The 25,253-nt window shown below is 71.8% G+C and carries 19 protein-coding genes and 1 pseudogene; 12 read left to right on the plus strand and 8 right to left on the minus strand.

Features of this window, described 5'->3' with window-relative positions:
- Nucleotides 1–180 precede the first annotated feature (180 nt).
- On the plus strand, nucleotides 181–1,317 hold the full coding sequence (locus BJ979_RS04620) for an FAD-dependent oxidoreductase (protein ID WP_179565645.1): 1,137 nt from the start codon (nucleotides 181–183) through the stop codon (nucleotides 1,315–1,317).
- Between the two features lie 61 nt (nucleotides 1,318–1,378).
- On the opposite strand, the gene BJ979_RS04625 is transcribed toward BJ979_RS04620, so the two are convergent.
- The gene (locus BJ979_RS04625; RefSeq protein ID WP_246286689.1) at nucleotides 1,379–3,481 is read right to left on the minus strand and encodes a glycogen debranching N-terminal domain-containing protein; all 2,103 of its coding nucleotides are present in this window, start codon (nucleotides 3,479–3,481) and stop codon (nucleotides 1,379–1,381) included.
- A gap of 185 nt (nucleotides 3,482–3,666) precedes the next feature.
- Between BJ979_RS04625 and BJ979_RS04630 the strand changes: the two genes are divergently transcribed.
- The 4 genes from BJ979_RS04630 to BJ979_RS04645 all read left to right on the plus strand — a co-directional run bounded on the left by BJ979_RS04630 (nucleotide 3,667) and on the right by BJ979_RS04645 (nucleotide 8,085).
- On the plus strand, nucleotides 3,667–4,782 hold the full coding sequence (locus BJ979_RS04630; protein ID WP_179565647.1) for a LacI family DNA-binding transcriptional regulator: 1,116 nt from the start codon (nucleotides 3,667–3,669) through the stop codon (nucleotides 4,780–4,782).
- A gap of 12 nt (nucleotides 4,783–4,794) precedes the next feature.
- The gene (locus BJ979_RS04635; RefSeq protein ID WP_179565649.1) at nucleotides 4,795–6,018 is read left to right on the plus strand and encodes a sugar ABC transporter substrate-binding protein; all 1,224 of its coding nucleotides are present in this window, start codon (nucleotides 4,795–4,797) and stop codon (nucleotides 6,016–6,018) included.
- 103 nt (nucleotides 6,019–6,121) lie between these two features.
- Nucleotides 6,122–7,222, plus strand: coding sequence for a carbohydrate ABC transporter permease (locus BJ979_RS04640; protein ID WP_179565651.1), 1,101 nt, complete (start codon nucleotides 6,122–6,124; stop codon nucleotides 7,220–7,222).
- Nucleotides 7,219–8,085, plus strand: coding sequence for a carbohydrate ABC transporter permease (locus BJ979_RS04645; RefSeq protein WP_179565653.1), 867 nt, complete (start codon nucleotides 7,219–7,221; stop codon nucleotides 8,083–8,085). Before BJ979_RS04640 ends, BJ979_RS04645 begins: the two co-directional genes overlap by 4 nt.
- A 39-nt stretch (nucleotides 8,086–8,124) precedes the next feature.
- Here the strand turns inward: BJ979_RS04645 and BJ979_RS04650 are convergent, their stop codons facing one another.
- The 4 genes and pseudogenes from BJ979_RS04650 to BJ979_RS04665 all read right to left on the minus strand — a co-directional run bounded on the left by BJ979_RS04650 (nucleotide 8,125) and on the right by BJ979_RS04665 (nucleotide 12,923).
- Nucleotides 8,125–10,293, minus strand: a complete 2,169-nt coding sequence (locus BJ979_RS04650; RefSeq protein WP_343046597.1) for an APC family permease — start codon at nucleotides 10,291–10,293, stop codon at nucleotides 8,125–8,127.
- 171 nt (nucleotides 10,294–10,464) lie between these two features.
- Complete coding sequence (locus tag BJ979_RS04655; protein WP_179565655.1) at nucleotides 10,465–10,998, minus strand: anthrone oxygenase family protein; 534 nt, start codon at nucleotides 10,996–10,998, stop codon at nucleotides 10,465–10,467.
- A 516-nt stretch (nucleotides 10,999–11,514) separates the two neighbouring features.
- Nucleotides 11,515–11,994 (minus strand): annotated as a pseudogene (locus tag BJ979_RS17520) (PadR family transcriptional regulator); the annotation flags it as partial.
- Nucleotides 11,991–12,923 (minus strand): DUF4097 family beta strand repeat-containing protein, encoded by a 933-nt coding sequence (locus tag BJ979_RS04665; RefSeq protein WP_179565659.1) that lies wholly within the window; start codon nucleotides 12,921–12,923, stop codon nucleotides 11,991–11,993. The gene BJ979_RS04665 and the pseudogene BJ979_RS17520, both read right to left, overlap by 4 nt.
- Nucleotides 12,924–13,088: 165 nt before the next feature.
- Between BJ979_RS04665 and BJ979_RS04670 the strand changes: the two genes are divergently transcribed.
- A complete protein-coding gene (locus BJ979_RS04670; protein ID WP_179570014.1) occupies nucleotides 13,089–13,943 on the plus strand; it encodes a MerR family transcriptional regulator in 855 nt (284 codons plus the stop codon).
- Between the two features lie 195 nt (nucleotides 13,944–14,138).
- On the opposite strand, the gene yczE is transcribed toward BJ979_RS04670, so the two are convergent.
- On the minus strand, nucleotides 14,139–14,933 hold the full coding sequence (gene yczE / locus BJ979_RS04675; RefSeq protein WP_246286691.1) for a membrane protein YczE: 795 nt from the start codon (nucleotides 14,931–14,933) through the stop codon (nucleotides 14,139–14,141).
- 62 nt (nucleotides 14,934–14,995) lie between these two features.
- Here yczE and yczR point away from each other — a divergent pair, with 62 nt between their 5' ends.
- Nucleotides 14,996–16,423 (plus strand): MocR-like transcription factor YczR, encoded by a 1,428-nt coding sequence (gene yczR, locus BJ979_RS04680; RefSeq protein ID WP_179565661.1) that lies wholly within the window; start codon nucleotides 14,996–14,998, stop codon nucleotides 16,421–16,423.
- Between the two features lie 62 nt (nucleotides 16,424–16,485).
- Nucleotides 16,486–16,842, plus strand: a complete 357-nt coding sequence (locus BJ979_RS04685; protein WP_179565663.1) for a VOC family protein — start codon at nucleotides 16,486–16,488, stop codon at nucleotides 16,840–16,842.
- 29 nt (nucleotides 16,843–16,871) lie between these two features.
- Here the strand turns inward: BJ979_RS04685 and BJ979_RS04690 are convergent, their stop codons facing one another.
- The gene (locus BJ979_RS04690) at nucleotides 16,872–17,771 is read right to left on the minus strand and encodes an AraC family transcriptional regulator (protein WP_343046598.1); all 900 of its coding nucleotides are present in this window, start codon (nucleotides 17,769–17,771) and stop codon (nucleotides 16,872–16,874) included.
- Nucleotides 17,772–17,820: 49 nt separating this feature from the next.
- On the opposite strand from BJ979_RS04690, the gene BJ979_RS04695 reads away from it, so the two are divergent.
- The 4 genes from BJ979_RS04695 to BJ979_RS04710 all read left to right on the plus strand — a co-directional run bounded on the left by BJ979_RS04695 (nucleotide 17,821) and on the right by BJ979_RS04710 (nucleotide 23,405).
- On the plus strand, nucleotides 17,821–18,315 hold the full coding sequence (locus BJ979_RS04695; RefSeq protein WP_179565667.1) for a DUF2000 domain-containing protein: 495 nt from the start codon (nucleotides 17,821–17,823) through the stop codon (nucleotides 18,313–18,315).
- An 83-nt stretch (nucleotides 18,316–18,398) separates the two neighbouring features.
- Nucleotides 18,399–18,902: a PGPGW domain-containing protein gene (locus BJ979_RS04700; protein ID WP_179565669.1), complete on the plus strand. Its 504-nt coding sequence runs from the start codon at nucleotides 18,399–18,401 to the stop codon at nucleotides 18,900–18,902.
- 186 nt (nucleotides 18,903–19,088) lie between these two features.
- Entirely contained in the window at nucleotides 19,089–22,724 is a 3,636-nt protein-coding gene (locus BJ979_RS04705; protein WP_179565671.1) for an efflux RND transporter permease subunit, read from the plus strand.
- 267 nt (nucleotides 22,725–22,991) lie between these two features.
- A complete protein-coding gene (locus BJ979_RS04710) occupies nucleotides 22,992–23,405 on the plus strand; it encodes a hypothetical protein (RefSeq protein ID WP_179565673.1) in 414 nt (137 codons plus the stop codon).
- A 314-nt stretch (nucleotides 23,406–23,719) separates the two neighbouring features.
- Here the strand turns inward: BJ979_RS04710 and BJ979_RS04715 are convergent, their stop codons facing one another.
- On the minus strand, nucleotides 23,720–24,973 hold the full coding sequence (locus BJ979_RS04715; RefSeq protein WP_179565675.1) for an alpha/beta hydrolase: 1,254 nt from the start codon (nucleotides 24,971–24,973) through the stop codon (nucleotides 23,720–23,722).
- Between the last annotated feature and the right edge of the window lie 280 nt (nucleotides 24,974–25,253).

Raw genomic sequence — 25,253 nt, forward strand, 5'->3', positions numbered from 1 at the left:
CGGCGCTTCGAGCGTCCCGCGCCGGTCCCGGGCTCGACCCGGGCCGGTCCCGGGCGGCGACACCGGCTGTGACCCGGCCCGCACTCCCGCCGCACCCGGGCTGCGCGGCGCTCGCCGACGCCGCGCATCCGCCTCGCGCTCACGCCGCGCTCGCAGGGTGCCCGCGACTACTCTGGTGCGGTGACCGACCCCGCCTTCGACACCTCCGTGGTGGTCGTGGGGGCGGGGCAGGCCGGTCTCTCGGTCGCGTACTACCTGCGACGCCTCGGGCTCGATCCCGGCAACGACTTCGTCATCCTCGACCGCGGTCCTTCGACCGGCGGCGCCTGGCAGTTCCGCTGGGAGGCGCTGCGCCTCGGCTACGCGCACCGCGTGAACGACCTGCCGGGCATGGCCGAGCTCGACCTCAGCTTCGACACCGCCGATCGGCACGCTCCGGCGAAGGATGTCGTGGCCGACTACTACGCGCAGTACGAGCAGCACTTCGGGCTGCAGGTCGTGCGGCCCGCGAACGTGACCCGTGTCGAGGGGCTCATGGACGGCTTCACCGTCACCTTCGACGACAGCTCGGCCCGGCACGGCGGCAGCGCGGCCGCGACCGCCGGCCTGACGACGCAGCGGGTGACGACGCGGGTGCTCGTCAACGCGACCGGCACCTGGGGAGCCCCGTTCATCCCGTGGTACCCGGGACTCGACAGCTTCCGCGGGCGCATGGTGCACACCTCCGAGTACCGGGATGCGTCGGAGTTCGCCGGGATGCGCGTCGCCATCGTCGGCGGCGGCACGAGCGCGATCGGCTTCCTCATGGAGCTCGAGAAGGTCGCCGCGGAGACGACCTGGTTCTCGCGGCGTCCGATCGAGTTCCTCGAAGAGCAGGAGCTCAACATCGAGTCGGGCAGCTCGTCGGTGCGCCAGCAGGACGAAGCGGCTCGTCAGGGGCGCGCGCTGCCGAGCATCGTGTCGACGACCGGGGTTCCGCGCAGCCGCCGCATCCAGGCCGCCATCGATCGGGGTCTGCTGCTGGCTCAGCCGATGTTCACCCGGGTCACGCCGAACGGCGTCGTGCTGCCCGACGGGCGCGAGGTCGAGGTGGATGCGATCATCTGGGCCACCGGATTCCGGCCCGAGCTGAGGCACCTCGCCCCGCTGAAGCTGCGCGAGAAATCGGGCGGCATCACGGTCGGGCAGGGTGCGTCGTGGCGCAACTCGCGGGTGTTCTTCGCCGGGTACGGACCGGCCGCCTCGACGATCGGGGCGAACCGCGCCGGGCGCACGATCGCGCGCCAGGTCATCGCGACGCTGTCGTCGTTCGGCTGAGCCGCCGTGCTCGGCTGGGCACCGCGGCGCCGCGCGGACGCCGCGCCGCGCCGACGCCGGGTCAGCCGCGCAGGGCGCTCCAGACCGTGACCGCGGCGGCGGCCGACCAGGACTGCGGGCGGCAGGCCGCCGGGTAGGGCACGGGCGACGGGATGTCGGCGGCACGATCGCCGCCGTGCAGCTCGGGCATGCGGTAGCCGAAGCCGGCGGCCGCAGCGAGGAGCCCCTCGGCGAGCTGGCGGGCCTCGGGGCGGCGACCCTCGAGCAGCAGCCCGCGGATGACGACCGCGGTGTCGTGCGCCCACACCGACCCGCCGTGATAGCTCAGCGGCCAGAAGCCCGCGTCGTCGCTCGACATCGTGCGCAGTCCGTAGCCGGAGTCGAGCGCCGGCGAGGTGACCGCGCGGGCGACGTGGTCGACCTGGGCCGTGTCGAGCAGACCCGTGCCGAGCAGGTGGCCGATGTTCGAGGTGAGGCTGTCGACGGGGCGCTTGTGCGCATCCAGGGCGATCGCCGGGTACGGGGTGGATGCCGTGTCTGCCGCGTCGCTGATCCAGAACGACCGGGATGCGATGCGCAGGCGCTCGGCCCAGGCGCGCCAGCCGGCGACCTCATCGGCGAGGGCCGCCGCGGCATCCGCGTCCGCATCCGAGTCGGGCTCCCGGTCGGCGCCAGCGCCGGTGCCGCCCGGCGCCGCGCCGAGCGCCTCGAGCAGGTCGGCGCCGTGCACGGCCGCCTCGTAGGCGTAGCCCTGCACCTCGACGAGCGCGATCGGGCCCTCGGCGAGACGGCCGTCGCGCCACTGCACCGAGTCGCCGCTGTCCTTCCAGCCCTGGTTGGCGAGGCCGCGTCCGCTCTCGTCGACGTACTCGAGCAGTCCATCGCCGTCGCTGTCGCCGAAGTCGCGCATCCACGCCAGGGCGGCGCGCAGCTGCGGCAGCAGGGCGCGCACCTCGGCCTCGGGGAGTCCGGCGCGCCAGGCGTCGTGCAGCAGGCAGATCCAGAGCGGGGTCGCGTCGACCGTGCCGTAGTAGAGCGGCGGCAGCTCGAGGTTCTCGGTCGGCAGGCTGAGGGTGGCGCTGCGCAGCTCGTGCATGATCTTGCCCGGCTGCTCGGCCGTCTCGGCGACGCGTTCGCGGCCCTGCAGCTCGGCGAGCGCGCGCACGGTGCTCGCGGCGATCGCGACGCCGCCGTCGAGCGGAAGCAGCAGGCGGGCGGCCCAGAGGGCGTCGCGGCCGAACATCGTGAGGAACCACGGGGCGCCCGCGGCGAGGAACTCGGCGTCCGATCCGCGGCGCACGAGGCGCAGCGCATCCAGGTCGGCGAGGGCGCGGTCGAGCCAGCGGTGCACGCGGTCGTCGTCCGCGGCGCCGGCTCCGGTGTCGTCGACACCGTCACGGTCGGGCGGGCTCCAGGGGGTCGGATGCGGTGAGGCATCGACGACGGCGCGCTCGTCGTGCAGGTCGAGGGACCACGCCAGGGAGGCCTCGCCGCGCGGCGGCACCACGACATCCCAGCTGAGGATGATCGCGGCCGGGTCGTCGGCATCGGCATCGGCGTCGGCGTCGGGTCGGATGACCGCATCCGGGGCGCGCAGCAGCGCTGTCAGCCCGTCGCGACCCCAGCTCGCGGCAGCGTCGGCATCCGCGCGGAGCTCGACACGCACGGCATAGTCGCCGCGCCGGCCCTCCTTGACCGCGCTCATCGGCGAGAGGTCGGCGTGCAGCCGCAGCTCGACCGGCACCCGCAGCTCGAGGTCGCGGCGGGAGCGGATGACGAGGATCTCGTCGACGCCGTCGGCGCGCACCCTGCGGGTCAGCTCGCTGCGCACGTCGGGGTCGGCTCCGGGGCCGTCGAGCTCGCGATGCAGGCGCACGACGCGCAGCTCGGTCGCCGCGTCCTGCGCGGTCGCGATGTGCTCGCCGGGGGCGTCGGCGACGCTGAGCCGCCAGCCGTCGAGCACGCGGGTGTCGCCGAGGTAGAGCCCGTCGATGACGACCGGCGCGGCCGACGTGGATGCGGCCGTCACGGAGTCGCCGATCGTTCCGTCGGGGCGCGACCAGGCCTGCGCGGGAGCGCGCAGCGCGATCGCCGCGTCGTGCAGGAACGGCTGTCGGGGGATGGGGTGCTGCATGATCCGCTCGCCCTTGAATCGGTTGCTCATGTGGGGCTCCGGGCGTCTCGGCGTCGGGCTCCGTGTCGGTCGTCGAACCGGCCGGGGGTTGACTCGGGCGGTTCGGGAGGTAACCTAACACCGCGGATTTGATCGTTCAAACAATTCGCACCGGAGACACCGCGACCCCCATGGCGGCGCCCCGCATCCCCCACGACGACGAAGTCGGAGACGACATGACGGCCACCCCGCTCCCCACGATCGACGACGTCGCCGTCGCCGCGGGAGTGTCGCGTCAGACCGTCTCGAACGTGCTCAACGCGCCCGACATCGTGCGCGAGGCGACCCGCCAGAAAGTGCGCGACGCGATCGACGCGCTCGGCTACCGGCCGCACGCCTCCGCCCGCCGACCGCGCACGCAGACCAGCAGCACGATCGGCATCCGGATGGGCGCCCTCTCGCGCGGCGGCGTCTCCGGCGCCGTGCTCGACCGCTTCCTGCACGCCCTGACCGAGCGGGCCGACAGCCGCGGCATGCGCATCATGCTCTTCACCGCCGCCGACGAGGCCGCCGAGATCGAGCAGTACCGTCGCCTGCGCGACGGCGCCGACGTCGACGCGCTCGTCGTCACCGGAACCGCCTACGGCGACGCCCGCCTCGACTGGCTCGCCGACAACGGCGTGCCCTTCGTCGCCTTCGGCCGGCCCTGGGGCTCGGCCGATCTCGACGACCCGCGCCGGCCCTGGGTGGATGTCGACGGCGCCGACGGCGTGCGCCAGGCGACCGTGCACCTGGCCGGTCGAGGGCTGCGCCGCATCGGCTACCTCGGCTGGCCGGACGGCTCCGGCACCGGCGACGACCGCCGCAGCGGCTGGGTCGCGGCGATGCGCGAGCTGTTCGGCGACGCCGGAGCCGACGGAACGACCGACGCCGACCTCGAGTCCCTGACCATCCGCGCCGAAGAGGGCGTCGCCCCCGCGCGGGTCGAGCTCGAGCGCCTCCTCGCCGGCGGCACCGATCTCGAGGCGCTGGTCTGCGCGAGCGACTCGCTCGCGCTCGGCGCGATGATGGCCGTGCGCGAGGCCGGGCATCCGAAGTTCCCCGTCATCGGCTTCGACAACACGCCCGTCGCGGGCGCCGTCGGCCTCTCCAGTGTCGACCAGCAGCTCGACCAGGTCGCCCTCGCGGTGCTCGACCTGCTCATGGGCGAGCACGGCCGCCGCGTGCTGAACCCCGACGAGATCGACGGTGCACGGCACCGCCTCGTCACCCCCAAGCTCATCGTCCGCCGGTCGAGTCACCTGGCGCCCGTCGACGAGGCCGGATCCACAGCATCCGGCACCAACGAGTGAAAGGAACCCCCGATGAAGATGTCGAGATGGGCTCTCGTGACGGTCGCGCTCGGCGCGACCGTGGGCCTGACGGCGTGCGGCTCCGGCTTCAGCAGCGGAGCGAAGCAGGATGACAGCAAGGCGCTGACCGTGCTGATCGGCTCGTCCGGCGACGCCGAGACGAAGGCCGTGAAGGATGCCGTGGCGACCTGGTCGAAGGACTCGGGCATCACGGCCACGGTCAAGGCCGCGAGCGACCTCAAGCAGGAGCTCGCCCAGGGCTTCAGCTCGGGCAAGCCGGCCGACGTGTTCTACCTGTCGACCGACGCCCTGGCCGGCTACGCCTCGAACGGCTCGCTGCTGGCCTACGGCGACGACCTGAAGAACAAGGACGACTTCTACCCGGTGCTGCAGAAGTCGTTCACCTACGACGGCAAGTTCTACTGCGCGCCGAAGGACTTCTCGACGCTGCAGCTCATCGTCAACACCGACCTCTGGTCGCAGGCGGGGCTGACGGATGCCGACATCCCCACCACCTGGGATCAGCTGCAGTCGGTCGCGCAGAAGCTCACCACCGGCGACCGCAAGGGCCTCGTGATGAGCGGCGAGTACGCCCGCGTCGGCGCCTTCATGGCCGAGGCCGGCGGCAACCTCGTCAACGACGAGAACACCGAGGCGACCGCCGACAGCGAGGCCAACCTGCAGGCCCTGCAGTACGTGCAGAAGAACCTGCAGGCCGGCGACTTCGCCTTCGCGAAGGATGTCGGCGCGGGCTGGGGTGGCGAGGCCTTCGGCAAGCAGCTCGGCGCGATGACGGTCGAGGGCAACTGGATCACGGGCGCGATGCAGAACGACTTCCCCGACGTGAAGTACAAGGTCGTGCCGCTGCCCGAGGGTCCGAAGGGCAAGGGCACTCTGCAGTTCGCGAACTGCTGGGGCATCGCCGCCGACAGCGGCAACACGAAGGGCGCGCAGAGCCTGGTCGAGGCGCTGACCGCGAAGAACCAGCAGCTCGCCTTCTCGAAGGCCTTCGGCGTCATGCCGTCGATCCAGTCGGCCGCCGAGGAGTGGAAGAGCCAGAACGCGCCCCTCGTGCCGTTCATCGAGGCCGCCGACTACGCCAAGACGCCCCCCACGGTGAAGGGCGGGGCGGACGTCGTGACCGACTTCAACTCGCAGCTCGCGAGCCTGAAGACGGGAGATCCGAAGACGCTGCTCACGAGCACGCAGAAGAACCTCGAGGCGCTGTTCAAGTAGGCCCGAGCGGATGCCGCGGTCGCCTCGGGTGGCGACCGCGGCATCCACCCCACGTCCCCCACCCCACATCTCGATCCGATCCCCACGAAAGGGAGTGACGAGCATGGCGAACGCACGCAGACGCCTGCGCCGCGGCGAAGGCCTCGCGGGCTGGCTGTTCACGGCGCCCGTGATCGTGATCCTCGGACTGTTCCTGCTCGTGCCCGTGCTCATGGCGGCGTGGGTGAGCGTGTCGGACTGGACCGGCCGCGGCAGCCCCTTCGCCGCGGGCGTGAACTTCATCGGCGGTGACAACTACGTCCAGATCCTGGGCGGCGGCGGGCTCGCCGAGCGTGACTTCGGCATCTCGCTGAAGAACAATTTCTGGTACGTGATCCTCGTCGTGCCGCTGCAGACGATCGTCGCGCTGGGGCTGGCGCTGCTGGTCAACAAGCGCATCCTGCGCGGGCGCGGCTTCTTCCGCACCGCCTTCTACTTCCCGTCGGTCACGAGCTCGGTCGCGATCACGGTGCTCTGGCTGTTCCTCTTCACCGGCTCGGGCGCGGTCAACGCGGTGCTGTCGTGGGTCGGCATCAACGGCCCCGACTGGTTCAACGACCCCTCGGGCATCTTCCACTTCGGCGCGACGAGCGGGCCCGAGGCGCTGACCGGCCCGACCGCGCTCGGCGTCAGCTGGTGGGACTGGCTCGGGGGGCCCTCGGTCGCGATGAGCGCCTTCGTCATGCTCGCCGTGTTCACGACCGGCGGCACGTTCATGCTGCTGTTCCTCGCGGCCCTGCAGAACCTCTCCGGCGAGGTGCAGGAGGCGGCCGAGATGGATGGGGCCAACGCGGCCCAGCGCTTCTTCCGCGTCACGCTGCCGCAGCTGCGGCCGACCCTCTTCACCGTCATCACGCTCGGCCTGATCGGCTGCTGGCAGGTCTTCGACCAGATCTACACCGGCACCCAGGGGCAGCCGGGCAAGACGACCCTGACGCCCGCCTACCTCTCCTACACCTCCGCTTTCGACAGCAACGAGTGGGGTCGGGGCGCGGCGATCGCGTTCATCCTGTTCGCGATCATCATCGTGTTCACCCTCGTGCAGCGCTGGGTGCTCGCCGAGCGCAAGGTGTCGCGCCGCCGCATGCGGTGGATCGAGGATGCGCGCGGCGACGTGGCCGGCGTCGCCTCCGACGCGGCGCGCGTGAGCGGAGGTGCGCGATGAGCGCCGTGATCGATCGCCCCGGCCGGCGCCGCGGACTGCGCTCCCGGTTCGGCGGCGGCGTGGTCTACCTGCTGCTGGCCGCGCTCGCCGTGATCTACATCTTCCCGTTCCTCATCGACGTGGCGACGTCGTTCAAGACCGAGGCGGAGGCCGCATCCAGCCCGCTGTCGCTGATCCCGCAGAACTGGACGACCGCGGCCTACGAGCGGCTCTTCCTGCACTCCGACTTCCCGGTGTGGTTCCGCAACACCGCGATGGTGACGGTGTTCGTCACGGCCGGCCGGGTGTTCTTCGACTCGCTCGCCGGCTATGCGCTCGCGCGGCTGCGCTTCCGCGGGCGGGGGATCGTCTTCGGGGCGCTGATCGCGGTCATGGCGGTGCCGAACGTGGTGCTGCTGATCCCGAAGTTCCTGGTGATCAACCAGCTCGGCATCTTCGACTCCTACGTCGGCCTGATCGTGCCTCTGCTGGTGGATGCGGCGGGCGTCTTCATCATGAAGAACTTCTTCGAGTCGATCCCCGTGTCGGTCGAGGAGCAGGCGCGCATCGACGGCGCCGGCACCTTCCGGGTGTTCTGGTCGGTCGTGCTGCCGATGGCGCGGCCCGCGCTCGTGACCATCATCATCCTGAGCTTCCAGGGGTCGTGGAACGAGCTGGCGCACTTCATCGTCGCCGCGCAGGACCCGCAGCTGACGACCCTGACCAAGGGCGTCGCGCAGCTCGCGAGCGGCCAGCTCAGTCAGGGCAGTCAGTACCCGATCAAGCTCGCCGCCGGCGCGATCATGACGATCCCCGTCGCGATCATGTTCTTCATCTTCCAGCGCCGCATCATGAACTCGAGTTCGGGAGCGGTGAAGGAGTAGCGGGCTGGCCGACGAGGACGGCTATGGTGGCGACGGCGCTCAGTCGCCGTTCTCGAGGCGCGACTCGGCGTAGGGGTCGTCGTTCTGGCGGCGCGGCGCATCCGGCCACTTCCCGCCGACGACGGCCGCCGAGTTGCGGAAGTCGCTCGCCTCACGGCGTGCCTCGGCGCTGCGGTTCGCGCGCAGGGCCGCCGGCGGCAGCGCCCGACGCGGGGCGACCCCGCGACGCACCTCGCCGCGGCGCACATCCCCCGGCAGGGCTCGCGAGCGGCGGCCGTAGATGAGGTCGGAGCTGTCGAGCAGCCACGGCACGATCGCGACCATGACGCCGTGCACGAGCATGAGCTTCTGGCGGATGCGGCGGGCTTTGTGGTTGTGCAGGATGCCCTCCCACCAGTGCCCGACGATGTACTGCGGCGTGTAGACGGTGACGACCTCGGCGCCGTGCTGCTCGCGGTGCTTCTTGATGTACTTGATGAGCGGCAGGCTGATGTCGCGATAGGGCGACGAGAGCACCGTCAGCGGCACCTCGATGCCGTGCTCCGCCCACTCCCGCTCGAGCTGCCGGCTCGACTCGTCGTCGATCGACACGTGCACGGCCTCGATCGATCCGTGGCGGGCGGCGATCGCGTAGTCGAGCGCCTTCAGCACGGGCTTCTGCATCCGTCCGACCAGCACGATCGCGTGGTCGCCGGTGGCGCCGAAGGTGGTGTCGGAATCGACCTCCACCTCGCGCTCGACGTCGCGGTAGTAGCGGTTCACGCCCATCATCAGCAGGAACAGGATCGGCATCACGATGTAGACGAGGTACGCGCCGTGCGTGAACTTCGTGATGGTCACGATGACGAGCACCGAGAAGGTGACGAGCGCGCCGACCGCGTTGACGGCGAGGTAGACGGGGATGGGCCCCTGGTTCTTCACGCCCTCCTTGAGGAGGCGGCGCCAGTGCCGGATCATGCCGATCTGACCGAGCGTGAACGAGACGAAGACGCCGATGATGTAGAGCTGGATGAGCTGCGTCACGTTCGCCTGGAAGACGATCATGATCACGCTCGCCGCGACCGCCATCGCGATGACGCCGTTGCTGAAGATGAGGCGGTCGCCGCGGGTTCCGAGCGACTTGGGCGCGTACTTGTCTTTCGCGAGCACCGAGCCGAGCAGCGGGAAGCCGTTGAAGGCGGTGTTCGCCGCGAGCAGCAGGATGGCCGCGGTCGCCGCCTGGATGACGAAGAACAGCACCGAGTTGTTGCCGAAGGTCGCCGCCGCGATCTGCGCGATCATGCTGCGCTGCGGAGTGTCGGCGCAGTTCTGGAAGCCGACCAGGTCGCACGCCTTCTCGGCGTAGTGCACACCCGAGACGAGCGCCATGATCGTGAGCCCGGCGAACAGGATGATCGCGATCGTGCCCATCATCACGAGGGTGCGCTGCGCGTTCTGGATCTTCGGGCGGCGGAACGCCTGCACGCCGTTCGAGATCGCCTCGACGCCCGTCAGGGCGGAGCATCCACTCGAGAAGGAGCGCAGCAGCAGCATGATGATCGCCGCGTGCGTGACGTCTTCGGCGCGCACCGAGTACGACGCGCTCTCGGCGACCGGAGCATCCCCCATCGCCATGCGCACGAAGCCGACGACGAGCATCACCACGATGCTCGCGATGAACAGGTAGGTCGGCACGGCGAAGGCCTTGCTCGACTCGCTCACGCCGCGCAGGTTGACCGCGGCGAGCACGATGATGAAGCCGACGGCGATCTCGACGCGGGCGCCGTTCAGCTCGGGGAACGCCGAGATGATGTTGTCGACACCCGACGAGACCGACACCGCGACGGTCATGATGTAGTCGACCAGCAGCGCGGAGGCGACGACCAGACCGGCCTTCTCGCCGAGGTTCTTGCTCGCGACCTCGTAGTCGCCGCCGCCCGAGGGGTAGGCCTTGATCAGCAGGCGGTACGACACCACCACGATCAGCATGAGCGCGATGACGGACGCCGCGACCCACGGGGTGAAGCTGAGGAAGCTGAGCCCGCCGATCAGCAGGATCATCATGAGCTCCTGCGGCGCGTAGGCCACGGAGGAGAGCGCGTCGCTGGAGAAGATCGGCAGCGCGAACTTCTTCGGCAGCAGCTGCCCCTCGATCTTGTCGGAGGGGAGCGGCTCGCCGATGATCCAGCTCTTGGGAGAACGATGCTCCCCGGCGCTCTCGTCAGTCACGAGCGGAGACACTACTCCGGCCGGGTTGCCCGTCAAAGCCGGATTTTCCGGGCTTGCGGCGGCTGTCGAGCGGGGGTTCAGGTTGCGCGACAGGCGTCGTGATCCCGACCCGCGTTCTGCGGGGTCGCCGTGCGGTCGTCGCGCGCGCTCGCGACGGTGCCGCGGCGCTCGTCAGAGCAACGCGAGCGCGATCACGGCGAGCACGGTGGATGCGACGGCCGCGAGAGTGCGGACGGCGTTCCACGCGGTCCACGGGCGCTCGAACGCGGCACGCGCCGCCCGCGGTTCGCGACCGCCGTCGCGCTCGAGGGCGTCGTTGCGCGGCACGTTGGCGCCGAGCGTGACGCCGATCACGCCGGCGAGCTGCAGCGCGGCCGCGGCGAACAGGAGCACGACGGCTTCGCCGGGCGTGGTCGTGGCGTCGCTCGCTGATGCTGCTGCGGCGATCGGCGTGGCCGTGCCCCGACTGAGTCCGACGATCGCAGCGGCGCCCAGCGCGAACAGCGGCAGGAACAGCGGCCCGAGGAAGAGCGGGTTCATCACGCCCTTGTTGATCGCCCGGAACGCCCCGACGAATGCGCCGTCGTCGACCCGCCGCATCCCCGGCAGCACGCCCGCGGCGAAGCCGAGCAGGATGCCGGCGCCGAGCCCGGCGAGCACGACCCCGACGATCGTGAGAACCAGGAGCAGCGTCGTGGCGTCCATGTGCGTGCCTTTCCCGAGACTGTGCTCGCCGGCTGAGGGGTCGCAGATGAGTCCATGGTGACCGGATCACGGCCCCGATGGAACGATCTGCGACCCCTCGGCGACGATGCCGGGGACGCGTCTGCGCCGCCGAGTCGGCTCGGCGGCAGGTCAGCGGCGGGCGCGGGCCAGCTCGTCGGCGAGACGGGAGAGGCCCGCGCGCAGCACCTCGAGGGTCTCGGGACGCAGTTCGCCGCGACTCGCGGCCCGGCGCAGGTCGGTGCGCACGCGCTGACGGAAGTCGGTCAGCGCCGACTCCGCGTCGAGCAGCAGGCCGCGGCTCGCGGTGCGCGCCTCGGCGGCCGACCAGCTCGAGCGGCCGGAGGCGCCTGGCGTCGCCGAGTCGGAGTCCGAGGCTCCGGAGCCTGCGCTCGCGCCGGCCGAGGTCGTGCCGTCAGCGCCGACCGCGAAGTCGGCCGAGGCGCCGACGGCACCCGATCCGGCATCCGCACCTCGCCCGCGGCGCGCGAACGACTCACGTGCGGCGTTCCCCGCGGCGGCCGCCCGAGCATCCCGCTCGGCCCGCGTGCTCTCGCGCTCGGGGCGACCGGTGGCGCGCGACTCGTCGCGCGCATCCCGTGCCGCCGCGGCGAGCTCGGCCCGCAGGCTCTTCATCGCGCCGTCGACGCTCGAACGCACCTCGTCGGCGAGCCGGCGCACCGAGTCGCTCAGCTCGCTCTCGACCCGGTCGAGCTCGTGCTCGCGCTCCGCGAGCTCGGCACGGCCGGCGTCGGTGATCGCGTAGACGGTCTTACGTCCGTCGGGCTGCTTGGTGACGAGACCCTCCTCCTCGAGCTTCGCGAGACGGGGGTAGATCGTGCCGGCGCTCGGCACGTAGGTGCCGCCGAAGCGGTCGCTCAGCGCCTGGATGAGCTCGTAGCCGTGCATCGAGCGCTCGGCGAGCAGGCTCAGCAGGTAGAGCCGCAGGTGTCCGTGCCCGAAGACCGCGGGGCTCACGCGGGGCTCCCGGCGGTCGGGTCGACGGAGCTCGTGGTGTCGCCGGCGTCGGCGCTGTCGGTGGTCGCGCTGGCGGCGTCAGCGGAGGTGCTCGGCGCGGCGGCGTCCGGCTCGCTCGCCGGGGCGGGTGCGTCGTCGGCGCGGTGCAGCACGTCGATCGCGCCGCTGACCGTGTTGACCTTCACATCCACCCAGTGCCGCTCGAGCTCGCCGAAGCGCCCCTGATAGCGGCCGCGCACGCCGGTGATCTCGGCGTCGTCGAGCTGGATGCGTCCGCTGACGGTGTTGATCGTGTACTGCGCGGGCACGCCGGCGTCGAGACGGGCGGCGACCGAGCCGCTGACCGTGTTGACGCGCAGCTGGTCGGGGATGCCGGCCGCATCCACGTAGACGTCGGCGCCCACGCTGTCGGCGGTGAAGCGGGCGAGCTCACCCGAGACGGTCACGTCGCCGTTGACGGTCTTGGCGTCGACGCGCCCGCGGTGGTCGCGCACGCTGACCTCGCCGTTGACCGAGTTGATCGTGGTGTCGCCCTCGACGCCGTCGACGACGAGGTCGCCGTTGACGGTCGAGAGGCTGGCGTCGCTGCGCACGCCCGAGACCAGCGCGGTGGCGTTGACGACGCCGAGCTTGAGGGCGATGTCGCGGGGGACGGCGACGCTGACGTCGGCGCGGTCGCGCTCGTGGAAGCTGCGGAACACGTCGAGGAAGTTGTCCCAGCCGAGCTGGGGGTGGTCGATCTCGAGACGGTCGCCGTCGATCGTGATCTTGAGCGGACGCCCGTCGACCGAGTGCACCTCGACGCGGGCGCCGGGCTCGTCGTGCGCGACGACATCCACCTGTCCGCCGATGAGGCCGACCTTGAGCGAGCGGACGCGCTCGATGTCGATCGTCTTGGGGCCGTCGACGAGCCACTTCTCCTGGGCCATGCGCCCCGTCCTTTCGAGATATATCGCGTTTGCGTGGGAGTCACGATATATCGCGTTTCACGCGGGCGCAAGGCGCGATCTGCGACGGATGCGGGAACGTCGTTTGCGGTTGACGCAGCGTCAACTCGTAGCGTGGCCGGCATGACACGAGACGGGAGCGAGCGGATGGAGTGGAGCATCCAGCAGGTCAGTCGGATCACCGGCGCGACCAGCCGCGCGCTGCGGCACTACGACCAGGTCGGGCTGCTGCCGCCGAGCCGCATCGGCCACGGCGGACTGCGCTACTACGACGAGGATGCGCTGGTTCGGCTTCAGCGGATCCTGCTGCTGCGCGAGCTCGGGCTCGGCATCCCCGCGATCGTGGAGGCGCTGAGCGGGTCGGCCGCGCACGGCGATGGGGGTGCGGATGCGGACGAGCCCATCGAGGGCGGGTCGCGCGCCGCGGGGGCCGGGCCGGCGACCGATCCCGAGGTGGCGGCCCTGCGCATCCACCTCGTCCAGCTGCGCCGCGAGCAGGAGCTGCTCGCCCGGCGCATCGACGCCGTCGCGCACACGATCGACGCACGAGAGAGAGGAGAGCCGCTCATGGCGGAGGACATGTTCGACGGATTCGACCACACGCAGCACCGCGAGGAGGTCGAGCGGCGCTGGGGTCGCAAGGCCTACGCCGATTCGTCCGCGTGGTGGGAGTCGAAGAGCGCCGAGGAGAAGAAGGAGTGGCAGGCGCGCCAGGCGGCGCTCGCCGCGGACTGGGCGGCGGCCGCCGAGCGCGGCGTCGACCCCGCGTCGGAGGCGGCGCAGGCGCTCGCGGCCCGGCACGTGGACTGGCTCGCCGGCATCCCCGGAACTCCCGGGTATCCGGCCGGACCCTCGGCCGAGTACCTCGCGGGACTCGGCGAGATGTACGTCGCCGACCCGCGCTTCGCCGCGAACTACGGCGGCCGGCGCGGCGCCGAGTTCGTGCGCGACGCCCTCGCGATCTACGCCGCAGCAATGCGAGGGGAGCGCTCCGCGGACTGACCCACCCCCGGTCGCTGAACCCGAGTCGCCCACTTCCGCGGTGTGTCGCCCGTCGGATGCCGCGGAATCGGGCAACTCGGGGATCGCGGAGGGAGAGCCCGCGGACGGAGAAGGCCGGAGGGGCCGATCCCTGCACGGCCGGCCCCTCCGGGGTCTGGTGTCCCGCGCGCGGCAGGCGCGCGAGGAGGCGCGACGCTACGCCGGATTCGAGCTCGGCGCGGCGGTTCCGCTGGCGGCGCGCTCGACGGGGATGTCGGCGGCGGCCTCGGCGGGGGTCTCGCGCGGCTCGGGCACCCGCAGGCGCGGCAGCGCGATCCCGCAGAGCGGGCCGATCAGCAGGGCGAAGGCGATGGTGCCGACGCCCACGTTGCCGCCGAGCAGCCAGCCTACGGCGACCACCACGACCTCGATGCCGGTGCGCACGACCCACACGGGCCATCCGGTGCGCGCGACGAGCCCGGTCATGAGTCCGTCGCGCGGGCCGGGGCCGAGGCGTGCGCCGACGTAGAGTCCGGTCGCGAAGGCGAGCAGCACCAGGCCGAAGGCGAAGAAGGGGATGCGCACCCACAGCGACGTCCACGACGAGGTGTCGAGCACGGGCAGCAGGGCGAAGCCGACCTCGGCGCTCGCGCCGACGCCGATGATGTTGACGACGGTGCCGATGCCGGGCTTCTGCTTGATCGGGATCCAGAGGGCGAGCACGACCGCGCCGATGATGATCGTCAGCACGCCGAAGGGCAGCCCGGTGACCTTCGACAGGCCCTGCGTCAGCACATCCCACGGGGCGACGCCGATCGCGGCGCGCACCATGAACGAGATCGCGATGCCGTAGAGGAAGACCCCGACGGCGAGCTGCGCGAAGCGACGGATCCAGATCGCCCGACGCGTGGTGAGGGCGGCGTGGATGCGGCTGGGTGCGGCGTCGGCGGTCGGGGCGGCGGTGGTGCCGGTACCCGTGCTGCCGGTCGCGGCGGCGTCGTTCGTGCTCATGTCGAGTATCCAATCCCCCGATTGGCTTGGAGATCCATAGCCAATTGCTCTACCGTGGCTGCATGGCGACCCTGTCCGCGCGCTCTTTGGCCACTTTCCTCACCGGCTGGCGACTCTCCGGTGCCGGCGCCGCATACCAATCGCTCGCCGATCGCGTACGGCTGCTGGTGCTCGACGGCCGCATCCCCCTCGGCACCCGCCTGCCCGCCGAGCGCGAGCTCGCCGCGGCGCTCGGCGTCTCGCGCACCACCGTCTCGAGCGCCTACGCCGCCCTCCGCGACAGCGGCCACATCGAGAGCCTGCGCGGCTCGGGCAGCGTCGCCCGCCTGCCGCACCCGTCCGCCACGAGCGCGCCCGAGCCGGCTGACGACCTTCTCGACTTCTCGAAGGCGACCCTGCCCGCCATCCCCGGCGTCGCCGCCTACGCCGAGCGCGCCGTCATGAAGCTGCCGGCCTTCGTGGGCGAATCCGGCTACGACCCCTACGGCGTGCTCGCGCTGCGCGAGCAGATCGCCGCCCGCTACACCCGCCGCGGACTGCCGACGAGCCCCGACGAGGTCATGGTCACGATCGGCGCTCAGCACGCGATCTCGCTCGTCGCCCGCGCCTTCGTCGCGCGCGGAGACCGCGTGCTCGTCGAGTCGCCGAGCTACCCGCACGCCTTCGAGGCGCTGCGCAACGCCGGCGGCCGCCTCGTGCAGGTCGCCGTCACGAGCGAGGACGGCTGGGATGAGACCGCCCTGCAGCAGGCCCTGCAGCGCACCAGCCCGAGCCTCGGCTACCTCATGCCCGACACCCACAACCCCACCGGACGCCGGATGCCGCACGACCAGCGCGAGCGCCTCGTCGCCACCGCGGCGCGGCAGGGCACCCGGCTCGTCGTCGACGAGACGATGTCGGAGATGCAGCTCGACGGCAGTGAGGCGCCGACGCCGTTCGCGAGCCTCGGCGGCGACCTGGTGATCACGATCGGCTCGGTCGGCAAGAGCGTCTGGGGCGGGCTGCGCATCGGCTGGATCCGCGCGAACCGCGACGACCTGCAGCGCATCGCGCGCATCCGCTTCGCCAACGACCTCGGCACGCCCGTGCTCGACCAGCTCATCGTCGCCGAGCTCATGCCCGACATGGACGGCATCCTCGCCGGCCGCCGCACGCAGCTGCGCGAGGGCCGAGACCTGCTGGCCGCGCTGCTGCGCCGCCGCCTGCCCACCTGGCGCATGCCCGAGGTGCCTGGCGGACTCACGGCCTGGGTCAACCTCGGCGCCCCGATCAGCTCGCAGGTCGCGCTCGCCGCCCGGTCCGAGGGGCTCGTGATCGCGGCCGGACCGCGCTTCGGCATCGACGGCGTCTTCGAGCGCTTCCTGCGCATCCCGTTCTCGTACCCGCCCGAGGAGCTCGAGCGGGGAGTGGATGCGCTGGCTCGCGCCTACGCGGCCATCTCGCGCAACCCGATCGCGCTCGGCGCGGAGGAGCTGGCGCAGATCGCGTGAGCGGATGCCGCGCGACGGGGACAGCGGCGGGCGGCGACAGACAGCGGACGGACGGAGACGACATGACGGTGACCGGGATCGGCGGGCTCTTCTTCCGCAGCCGCGACCCCGAGGCGCGACTGGCCTGGTATCAGCGGCACCTCGGCGTGGGTGATGGTCCCTATGGGATGTGGGCGCAGCAGTCCGGCGACACGGTCTTCGCGCCGTTCCCCGCCGACAGCGACTACTTCGCCGCCGATCAGCCGTTCATGCTGAACCTCCGCGTCGACGCCCTCGATGAGCTGGTCGCGCGGCTCGAGGCCGACGGCATCGCGGTCGAGCGCCGGGACGAGTGGGATGCCGCCGGGCTCGGGCGCTTCGCCCGCATCCACGACCCCGAGGGGCTGCCGATCGAGCTGTGGGAGCCGGCGGGGGAGTAGGCGGCGGGCACGTCGAACGGGCGGGCGCGTCAGGCCGCACTGCGCTGGAACGCGGTCGGGGTCGTGCCGAGCACGCGGCGGAAGTGCCGCGTGAGGTGCGCCTGATCGTAGAAGCCGGCGGCCGTCGCGGCGTCGACGGCGCGCATCCCGCCGAGCAGCAGGCGACGAGCGCGGTCGACGCGGATGCTCGTGAGGTAGCGGTGCGGCGGCACGCCGTACTGCGCCCGGAACACGCGGATGAGGTGCTCGGGTGAGGCGCCCAGCAGACGGGATGCGGCGGCGAGGGTGAGGTGCGCGGCGGCGGCCTCCGTGTTCTGCGCGACCGCGTCTTCGAGCAGCTCGCGCAGCCGCAGCGCGAGCGGAGCGTCAGCGGTGCGGCCGGGACCGGCGCCCCCGCTCGCGTCGCCGTAGCCGCCGTCGACGGCCGACAGTCGTGTGCGCATCCGCCCGCTCTCGCGCTCGACGAGCAGCTCGCGCAGGCGTGCGCCGATCCCCGCGAGCTCCGACTCAGCGCGGAAGCCCTCGCCCGGCAGCGCGACGAGCGCGTGCAGGCGTCCGGTCGCGGCGATCAGCGCCGGGTCGTCGAACAGCGGGCGCGCGCTCGCCGCCGACACGAGCTGCTCGGGCAGCCAGCCGCGATCGAGATAGGCGACGCGCTTGCGGAATCCCTCGCGCGTCGACGCCGCGTGCCCGTCGTGCGGAACGCGCGGCGGCAGCAGCGTCACGGTTCCGGCAGGGGCGCGATGCCGTCGCCCGTCGAGCTCGTAGTGCACCTCGCCCTGATCGATCAGCAGCAGCGACCAGTCGCCGTGCGCGTGCAGCGGGTAGGCGTGCTCGACGAAGCGGGCGTGCAGCACCTCGCTCATCCCCGGGATGCCGGGCGACCAGGCGCGCAGGTGCTCCGCGCTCGGGTCGGGGCGGCTGATCACGTCAGCAACGTACAAGACGAGACGGATGCGCGGCCGCGACGCTGAGGACATGACCGACCCGAACGACGTCACCTCCGCATCCGCCGATCCCGCCTCCGCCGTTGGCGGCCCCGATGCAGCCGACCCCGACGCGCCCGTGCGTTTCGATACCCGCGTGGCGGTGCTCGTGCGCGACGACCTCGCGACCTGGCAGCGGCTGAACGTGACGGCGTTCCTGGCGAGCGGCGTCGCGTCCGACCCGGAGCTGATCGGCGAACCCTACGTCGACGCCGACGACACCGGGTACCTGCCGCTGCTGCGCCAGCCGGTCATGGTGTTCGAGGCGGATTCCGAGGCGCTCGCCGCAGCCCGCGCCAAGGGCGTCGAGCGCGGGATGCGCGTCGCCGTCTACACCGCCGACATGTTCGCGACCACGCACGACGCCGCCAACCGGGCGGCGGTGCGCCGGGTCGCCGGAGCCGATCTCGACCTGGTCGGCGTCGCGCTGCACGGCGCGCGCAACGCGGTCGACCGCCTCGTGAAGCGAGCGCGGCTGCACGGCTGACGCCGCATTCGACTGATCAGGCCCCTCCGACGCTCGGCGGGAGGTTCCGGGCGGCGCGCAGAGGCGGCGGCTAGCGTGCCCGGATGATCGATGACGCGCGAACTCGAGAGAGCGGGCCGGATGCCACCGGGCCCGACGTGACGGGGTCGACCGCGGCCGGGCCTGATGCGAGCGCGACGGGATCGACGGGATCGCCGCGAACCCGCTCCACCGCGCAGCGCGCCGGCGCCGCCCTCGGCCGGGCGGTCGGCTCGGCGTTCGTCGGCGGACGCGCGGCGATCCGACGCAACCCGAAGGCCGACAGGGTCTACCGCACGGGCGTCGGCGTGGTCGGCGGGGCGACCGTCGCACTCGGGGTCGTGCTCATCCCGCTGCCCGGACCGGGCGCGCTGATCGCGCTCGGCGGTCTCGGCATCCTCGGCAGCGAGTTCGAGGGCGCGAAGAAGGTCAACGTTCGGGCGACCCGCGTGGTCGGCAAGGCCACGGCGACCGCGAAGAAGGTCGCGGCGCGACGGCGAACGGCACGGGAGGCGCGCGCCGAGCGGGAGGCCGGCGCGACCGACGCGCCGGCCACGACCGCCGACTGACCGCGAGCATCCACCCGCCTCCGCCCCACGGGGGAGGCCCGCGCAGCGGAATCAGCGGGCACCGGCACCGCGGTACCGCCTGATCATCCCCGGGGAGTACGCCCCGGTCGACCCCCGCGGCGGATACTGGACGCGTGCGCGTCGTCGTGCACGCCTCACCACCGCCGGCGACCTGGGAGTCAATCCGTGCACCTGCTGTCTGTCTTCAGTCTGCGCAACCGCGCCCTGATCGCCCTGCTGACGATCGTCGTCGCGGCGTTCGGCGGGGTCGCGCTCACCACGCTCAAGCAGGAGCTCATCCCGAGCCTCACCCTGCCGCAGCTCTTCGTCGTGACGCAGTACCCGGGGGCGAGCCCCGATGTCGTCGAGAAGGATGTGTCGACCCCGATCGAGAGCGCTCTGCAGGGCATCGAGGGGCTCGAGTCGACGACCGCCACCTCGAACTCGGCCGTGTCGACCGTGTCGGCGTCGCTGAAGTACGGCACCGACATCGTCAGCACCGAGCAGAAGGTGCAGCTCGCGATGGGCCGCATCTCGAACCAGCTGCCCTCCGGCGTCGACCCGCAGGTCGTGACCGGGTCGATCGCCGACCTGCCCGTGCTCGTGCTCGCGGTCACGAGCGACAAGTCGGCGGACGATCTCAGCGACGCGCTGAAGGGCTCGACGGTCACCGAGATCGAGAAGACGGCCGGGGTGCGTGAGGCGAGCATCCTCGGCGACAGCGGCCAGCGCGTCACGATCACGCCTGACCTCGCCAAGCTGTACGGCGGCGGGTTCACCAGTCAGAGCATCCGCGACGCCCTCAAGAGCAACGGCGTGCTCATCCCCGCCGGAACCATCACCGAGAACGACCAGACCCTCATCGTGCAGGGCGGCGTGCGGCTGACGACCCCGGACGAGATCGCGAAGGTGCCGCTGCTCGCCGGATCGAGCGGATCGGGCGCCAACGCGGGTGCCGGGTCGGGCGCCGGCAGCGGAGCTGCCAGCGGCGCCGCGGGCGACAGCGGCGCCGCGGGCGCGGGCGGCGCGGATGCGACGGGCGGCTCCGGCGCGACCGGCGCCGCGACCGGCGGGTCTGATGGCGCCGTCACCACGATCGGCGACGTCGCCACGGTGAAGGTCGAGGCGAACCCGGTCACCGGCTACTCGCGCGTCGACGGCAAGGACTCGCTGTCGATCTCGATCACCAAGAAGCCCGACGGCAACACCGTCGACGTGTCGAAGGCGCTGCGCGCGCAGATCCCCGAGCTGCAGAAGGCCCTCGGCGACGGCACCGAGTTCACGGTCGTCTTCGATCAGGCGCCGTTCATCCAGCAGTCGATCGAGAGCCTCGCGACCGAGGGGCTGCTCGGTCTCGGCTTCGCCGTCGTCATCATCCTGATCTTCCTGTTCTCGATCAGGTCGACGATCGTCACCGCGATCTCGATCCCCGTGTCGGTGCTGATCACCCTGATCGGCATGCTCGCCGCGGGCTACACGCTCAACATCATCACGCTCGGCGCGCTGACGATCGCGATCGGCCGCGTGGTCGACGACTCGATCGTCGTGATCGAGAACATCAAGCGGCATATCGGCCTCGGCGAAGACAAGCTGACGGCCATCAAGAAGGCCGTGCGCGAGGTCGCGACCGCGGTCACCGCCTCCACCGTCACGACCGTCGCGGTGTTCCTGCCGCTCGCGCTCGTCAGCGACATCACGGGCGAGCTGTTCCGGCCGTTCGCGCTGACCGTGACGATCGCGCTCGCCGCCTCCCTCTTCGTCTCGCTGACGATCGTGCCTGTGCTCGCCTACTGGTTCCTCGGCAGCAAGAACCGCAAGCACGCCGAGGCCGCCGTCGCGCCCGAGCAGGACGAGCTCGACAAGCCGACGCGCCTGCAGAAGGCGTACCTGCCGATCATCCGCGGAACGCTGCGCCATCCCGTCATCACCCTCGTCGCGGCGCTGCTGGTGCTCGTCGGATCGGGTGCGCTCGGCGGGGCGTTCCTGCAGTTCAACTTCCTCGGCGACTCGGGCCAGAACACGCTCACGGTGACCCAGTCGATGAAGGCCGGCACCAGCCTGGATGCCAAGAACGACGCCGCCAAGAAGGTCGAATCGGCACTGCGCGGCATCGACGGCATCGACACCGTCGCGACCACGCTCGGCTCGAGCGGCAGCAGCCTGCAGTCCGCGTTCACGGGCGGCGGCGACGCGACCTTCAACATCACGACCGACCCCTCGGTCGACCAGACGAAGCTGCGCTCGAAGGTGCGCGACGCGGTCGGCGACCTCAAGGACGTCGGCGACGTCTCCGTCGCCGGCTCGGGCGGCGGATTCGGATCGAGCGACATCGAGGTCGACATCCTCGCGCCCGACTCGGCCAAGCTGCGCGACGCCTCCGACCAGATCCTCGAGAAGGTGCGCGCGCTGAAGGAGACCGCGCAGGCGGAGAGCAACCTCTCGGCCACGCAGCCCTACATCGCCATCGAGGTCGACCGGCAGAAGGCCGCGGCCGCCGGACTCAGCGAGGTCGCCGTGGGCGGGATCGTGGCGGATGCGATGCTGCCGACATCCATCGGCACGGTCGTGATCGACGAGAAGACCCTCGACATGTACATCGAGAACACGACCGCGCCGACGACGCTGCAGGAGCTGCGGGACTTCCAGATCCCGACCGCCGCCGGTGCCGTTCCGCTGTCGACGCTCGCGACCGTCGAGCAGCGCGACGGACCCACCTCGGTCACCACCGTGCGCGGCGTGCGCAGCGCGACCATCACGATCACGCCCGACACCCAGAACACGGCCGCCGCGTCCGCCGCGGTTCAGAAGGTGGTTGACGAGGTGAAGCTGCCCGACGGCGCGACCGCGACCCTCGGCGGCGTCACCAGCGACCAGGCGAACGCCTTCGGTCAGCTCGGGCTCGCGCTGCTCGCCGCGATTCTCATCGTCTACACGGTCATGGTGGCGACGTTCCGCAGCCTGCGGCAGCCGCTGCTGCTGCTGATCTCGGTGCCGTTCGCGGCGACCGGCGCGATCGCCTTGCAGGTGGCGGCGAACCTGCCGCTCGGCGTCGCCTCGATCATCGGCGTGCTCATGCTCGTCGGCATCGTCGTGACGAACGCGATCGTGCTGATCGACCTCGTCAACCAGTACCGCGACCGGGGAATGCGGGTGCGCGAGGCGATCACGCACGGCGCCGCGCGACGACTGCGGCCGATTCTCATGACCGCGGCGGCGACGATCTTCGCGCTCGTGCCGATGTCGCTCGGACTCACCGGCCACGGCGGCTTCATCTCGCAGCCGCTCGCGATCGTCGTGATCGGCGGACTCGTGTCGTCGACGGTGCTGACGCTCATCGTGCTGCCGACCCTGTACTGGGTCGTCGAGGGCGCGAAGGAACGGCGGATGGATCGACGCGCAGCCAAGGCGGCGCTGGCCGGCGGGGGTGCGGTGGATCAGGCGACCGGGAGCGCGAACTCGGCGGATGCGGATGCGCGCGTGAGTGCGCTGGCTGGTGCTGGTGCTGGTGCTGGTGCTGGTGCTGGTGCTGGTGCTGTCGGCACCGCCGGTGCCGGTGCGCCGACGCCGCAGGGTTCTGCCCAGCGCGGCGCGGCCGAGGCGTCCGCCGGCTCGGCCGCGAGCTCGACGAGCGCACCCGCCGAGCCGGTGGTCGACGGACCGGCTGCGGCATCCCCCGGAACCTCGCCCGAGGCGCCGCCGGAGACTCCGCGCTCGACGTCGCCGGACGACGGCCCGGACGACGAGCCGCCGACGGCGGGTTCCGGCCCGACCGGCCCTGCGCCCTCATCCGGTCCCGGTCCGGTCTTCACGCCCCCGAGCTGAGCCGCACCCCGCATCGAGTGGCCGGAGATGCAGATCGCGCCCGGCGTGTCATCTGCACTTCTGGCCACTCGGCGTCCCGCCTGACTCGTGGATGGCCGGAGCTGCACGCCCAACGCGGCATGTCGCGCGCATTCGCGGCCACCCGCGGGCTTCGGCGGCCGGGTGCTCCGCGGCGCGCGAGGGGCGCGTTGGGCGACGACGGTCGGGCGAGTGCCGGCGAGGGCTGACCCGGGTGCGGCGCGGGGATGCGCGGCGCAGGCTGGGCGGGTGAGCCTGCGCGACGACCTCGATTCCGAGCGCGGGGGCTGGGGTGATCGTGCCGGAGACCCGCGCGACCGGCCGTCTGCCGCCGTCGTGCCCGCAACCGCCGAGATCGTGCTCGTCATGGTGCTCGCTCCGGCGAACCTGGCGGCGACGGCGCTCGCCGCGGTCGCGCTGTGGTTCCGGCAGCTGGGGGTCGCGGCGTGCGGGCCGGATCATCCCTGCGATCTCGACCTGCTGCCCTGGTCGATCGGGGTGCCGCTCGTCGTCGGGATCGTCGCGGTCGCGGCGATCGCGGTGCTCGCGCCGATCGTCGGCGGGCGGGGGCGCCGCATCGGGTGGATCGCCGTGCTCGCGACCCTGCTGTGCGCCGTCGGCATCCTGAGCGGCATCGCCCTCAGCGTCACCGCCATCGGCTGACATCCGTCCGCCGCTCGCGGACGGTGCTGCCGGCGCGATGACCCCGCGCCCCCTCGAGCCGCTCTCGATGGTGGGTGGCCAGAAATGGCACGCGACACGCCGTGCTGGTGTGCAGTTCGTGGCCACCCTGGGGTGCTCTCGATGGTGGGTGGCCAGAAATGGCACGCGACACGCCGTAATAGTGTGCGGTTTGTGGCCACCCTGGGGTGCTCTCGATGGTGGGTGGCCAGAAATGGCACGCGACACGCCGTTATGGTGTGCAGTTCGTGGCCACCCGAGTCGACCTGCACGGCGGGATCGCAGGGATCGGCGGCTCAGCCGGAGCTGGAGCTGGAGTCGTCGCCCACGGGATCCGCATCCGTGTCGCTCGCGCCGTCGCCCGCGCCGCCCGGCGGAACCGCGGCGACGCGCGGAGCGTCACGCAGCTTCGTGTCGAAGAACTCGATGATGCGGGCGCGCAGCGGGTCGTTGTCGGCGAGCATCGCGATGGAGTGGCGGGCGCCCTTGACCTTGATGTAGGTCGTGTCGACGCCCTTCGCGCGCAGCTGCGTCACGAAGCGGTTCGCCTGCTCGAGCGGGATGCGCTCCTTCGTCGAGTGCGCGACGAGGAACGGCGGATCGGTCTTGTCGATGAACGAGGTCGCCGACGCCTTCTCGGCGGCGGGGCAGTCGGTCGTCGACGTGCAGCCGAGGTAGGTGAGCTGCACGGGCACGAAGTCGGGGGTGACGGCGACGCCGGTGAGGTCGATGGGTCCGCTCAGCTCGGCGACCGCGCTGACCCGCGCGTTCTCGTCGGTCGGGCCGGATCCGCGCGTGCCGAGCAGCGAGACCAGGTTGCCGCCGGCCGAGCCGCCCATCGCGCCGATGCGCTTCGGGTCGATGCGGAAGCGGTCCTGCTGGGCCGGCAGCCGCATCCACCGCACCGCCTGCTGCAGGTCGGTGATCGCGGCCGGGAACGTGTACTGCGGCGCCAGTCGGTAGTCGGCGTTGGCGACGACGTAGCCGTTCTTCGCGATCCACTGGCAGATGCTGCGCCAGGTCAGCTCGGCCTTGTCGCCGCGGCGCCAGCTGCCGCCGTGCACCAACAGGATCGCGGGCTGTGGGGTGTCGCTGCTCGCACTGTTGCCGCTGCTATCGGAGCCGCCGCGGTCGCCGTTCGGATCGGGCGAGGGGGATGCGGAGCTCGAGTCGCTGACGCCGGTGTCATCGCCGCTCGCATCGCCGCCGGAGTCACCCGTCGAGCCGTCGCCGGACGCGTCGTCGGAATCGCCGGCCGGATCGCCACCCGATCCGCCGGGCTTCTTCTGCCCGTCGCGGCTGTCGTAGCCCTCGGGCGGGAGGCAGATGTCGAGCGTGAGCTTCGTGCCGTCCTGCGCGGTGCCGTAGACGAGGTCGGGCACGACCGGAACGCCCGGGTCGGTCACGAATCCGGGGATCGCCGGTCGCGTCGGCGGGGTGTTGGTCTCGGCGTCGTCGCCGGTCGGCGTGCATCCGGCGACCAGCAGCAGTGCTGCGGCGAGGGTCGCCGCGGCACCGGAGGCTCGGATCGCTCGCGGGGACAGACGCATCGCATCCACCCTAAGACGGCCATGCCGGGCGCCTCCCGAGTCATGCACAGTTGCGACCCGGGGCGACTGCGCGAGGTCGCGACGGATCGAGGGGTCGTATTCGCGGCGGATCCCGCGTATGCTCTGTCGGTCGGCTCTCGACACCTCGGCCAATTGCTGGTCGTGCGCATCACTTGTCTTGTCGTGCGGGCCGGATCGTCGCCATCTCTGGCGGCGAGGACTCATCTGCTGAGCAGCGGCCCCCGGTCAAAGAGTGCCCGGGTTCCCCAAACGCGTGTGT

Origin of the sequence: Schumannella luteola, from assembly GCF_013408685.1 — a bacterium.
Lineage (GTDB): Bacteria > Actinomycetota > Actinomycetes > Actinomycetales > Microbacteriaceae > Schumannella > Schumannella luteola.

Bases quoted from the DNA above. Each gene is read 5' to 3' on its own strand.
- BJ979_RS04625 (WP_246286689.1), bottom strand. From the start codon at position 3,481: ATGAGCAACCGATTCAAGGGCGAGCGGATCATGCAGCACCCCATCCCC.
- BJ979_RS04645 (WP_179565653.1), top strand. From the start codon at position 7,219: ATGAGCGCCGTGATCGATCGCCCCGGCCGGCGCCGCGGACTGCGCTCC.
- yczE (WP_246286691.1), bottom strand. From the start codon at position 14,933: ATGAGCACGAACGACGCCGCCGCGACCGGCAGCACGGGTACCGGCACC.
- BJ979_RS04665 (WP_179565659.1), bottom strand. From the start codon at position 12,923: ATGGCCCAGGAGAAGTGGCTCGTCGACGGCCCCAAGACGATCGACATC.
- BJ979_RS04655 (WP_179565655.1), bottom strand. From the start codon at position 10,998: ATGGACGCCACGACGCTGCTCCTGGTTCTCACGATCGTCGGGGTCGTG.
- BJ979_RS04715 (WP_179565675.1), bottom strand. From the start codon at position 24,973: ATGCGTCTGTCCCCGCGAGCGATCCGAGCCTCCGGTGCCGCGGCGACC.
- BJ979_RS04700 (WP_179565669.1), top strand. From the start codon at position 18,399: ATGATCGATGACGCGCGAACTCGAGAGAGCGGGCCGGATGCCACCGGG.
- yczR (WP_179565661.1), top strand. From the start codon at position 14,996: ATGGCGACCCTGTCCGCGCGCTCTTTGGCCACTTTCCTCACCGGCTGG.
- BJ979_RS04635 (WP_179565649.1), top strand. From the start codon at position 4,795: ATGAAGATGTCGAGATGGGCTCTCGTGACGGTCGCGCTCGGCGCGACC.
- BJ979_RS04695 (WP_179565667.1), top strand. From the start codon at position 17,821: ATGACCGACCCGAACGACGTCACCTCCGCATCCGCCGATCCCGCCTCC.
- BJ979_RS04630 (WP_179565647.1), top strand. From the start codon at position 3,667: ATGACGGCCACCCCGCTCCCCACGATCGACGACGTCGCCGTCGCCGCG.
- BJ979_RS04685 (WP_179565663.1), top strand. From the start codon at position 16,486: ATGACGGTGACCGGGATCGGCGGGCTCTTCTTCCGCAGCCGCGACCCC.
- BJ979_RS04670 (WP_179570014.1), top strand. From the start codon at position 13,089: ATGGAGTGGAGCATCCAGCAGGTCAGTCGGATCACCGGCGCGACCAGC.
- BJ979_RS04640 (WP_179565651.1), top strand. From the start codon at position 6,122: ATGGCGAACGCACGCAGACGCCTGCGCCGCGGCGAAGGCCTCGCGGGC.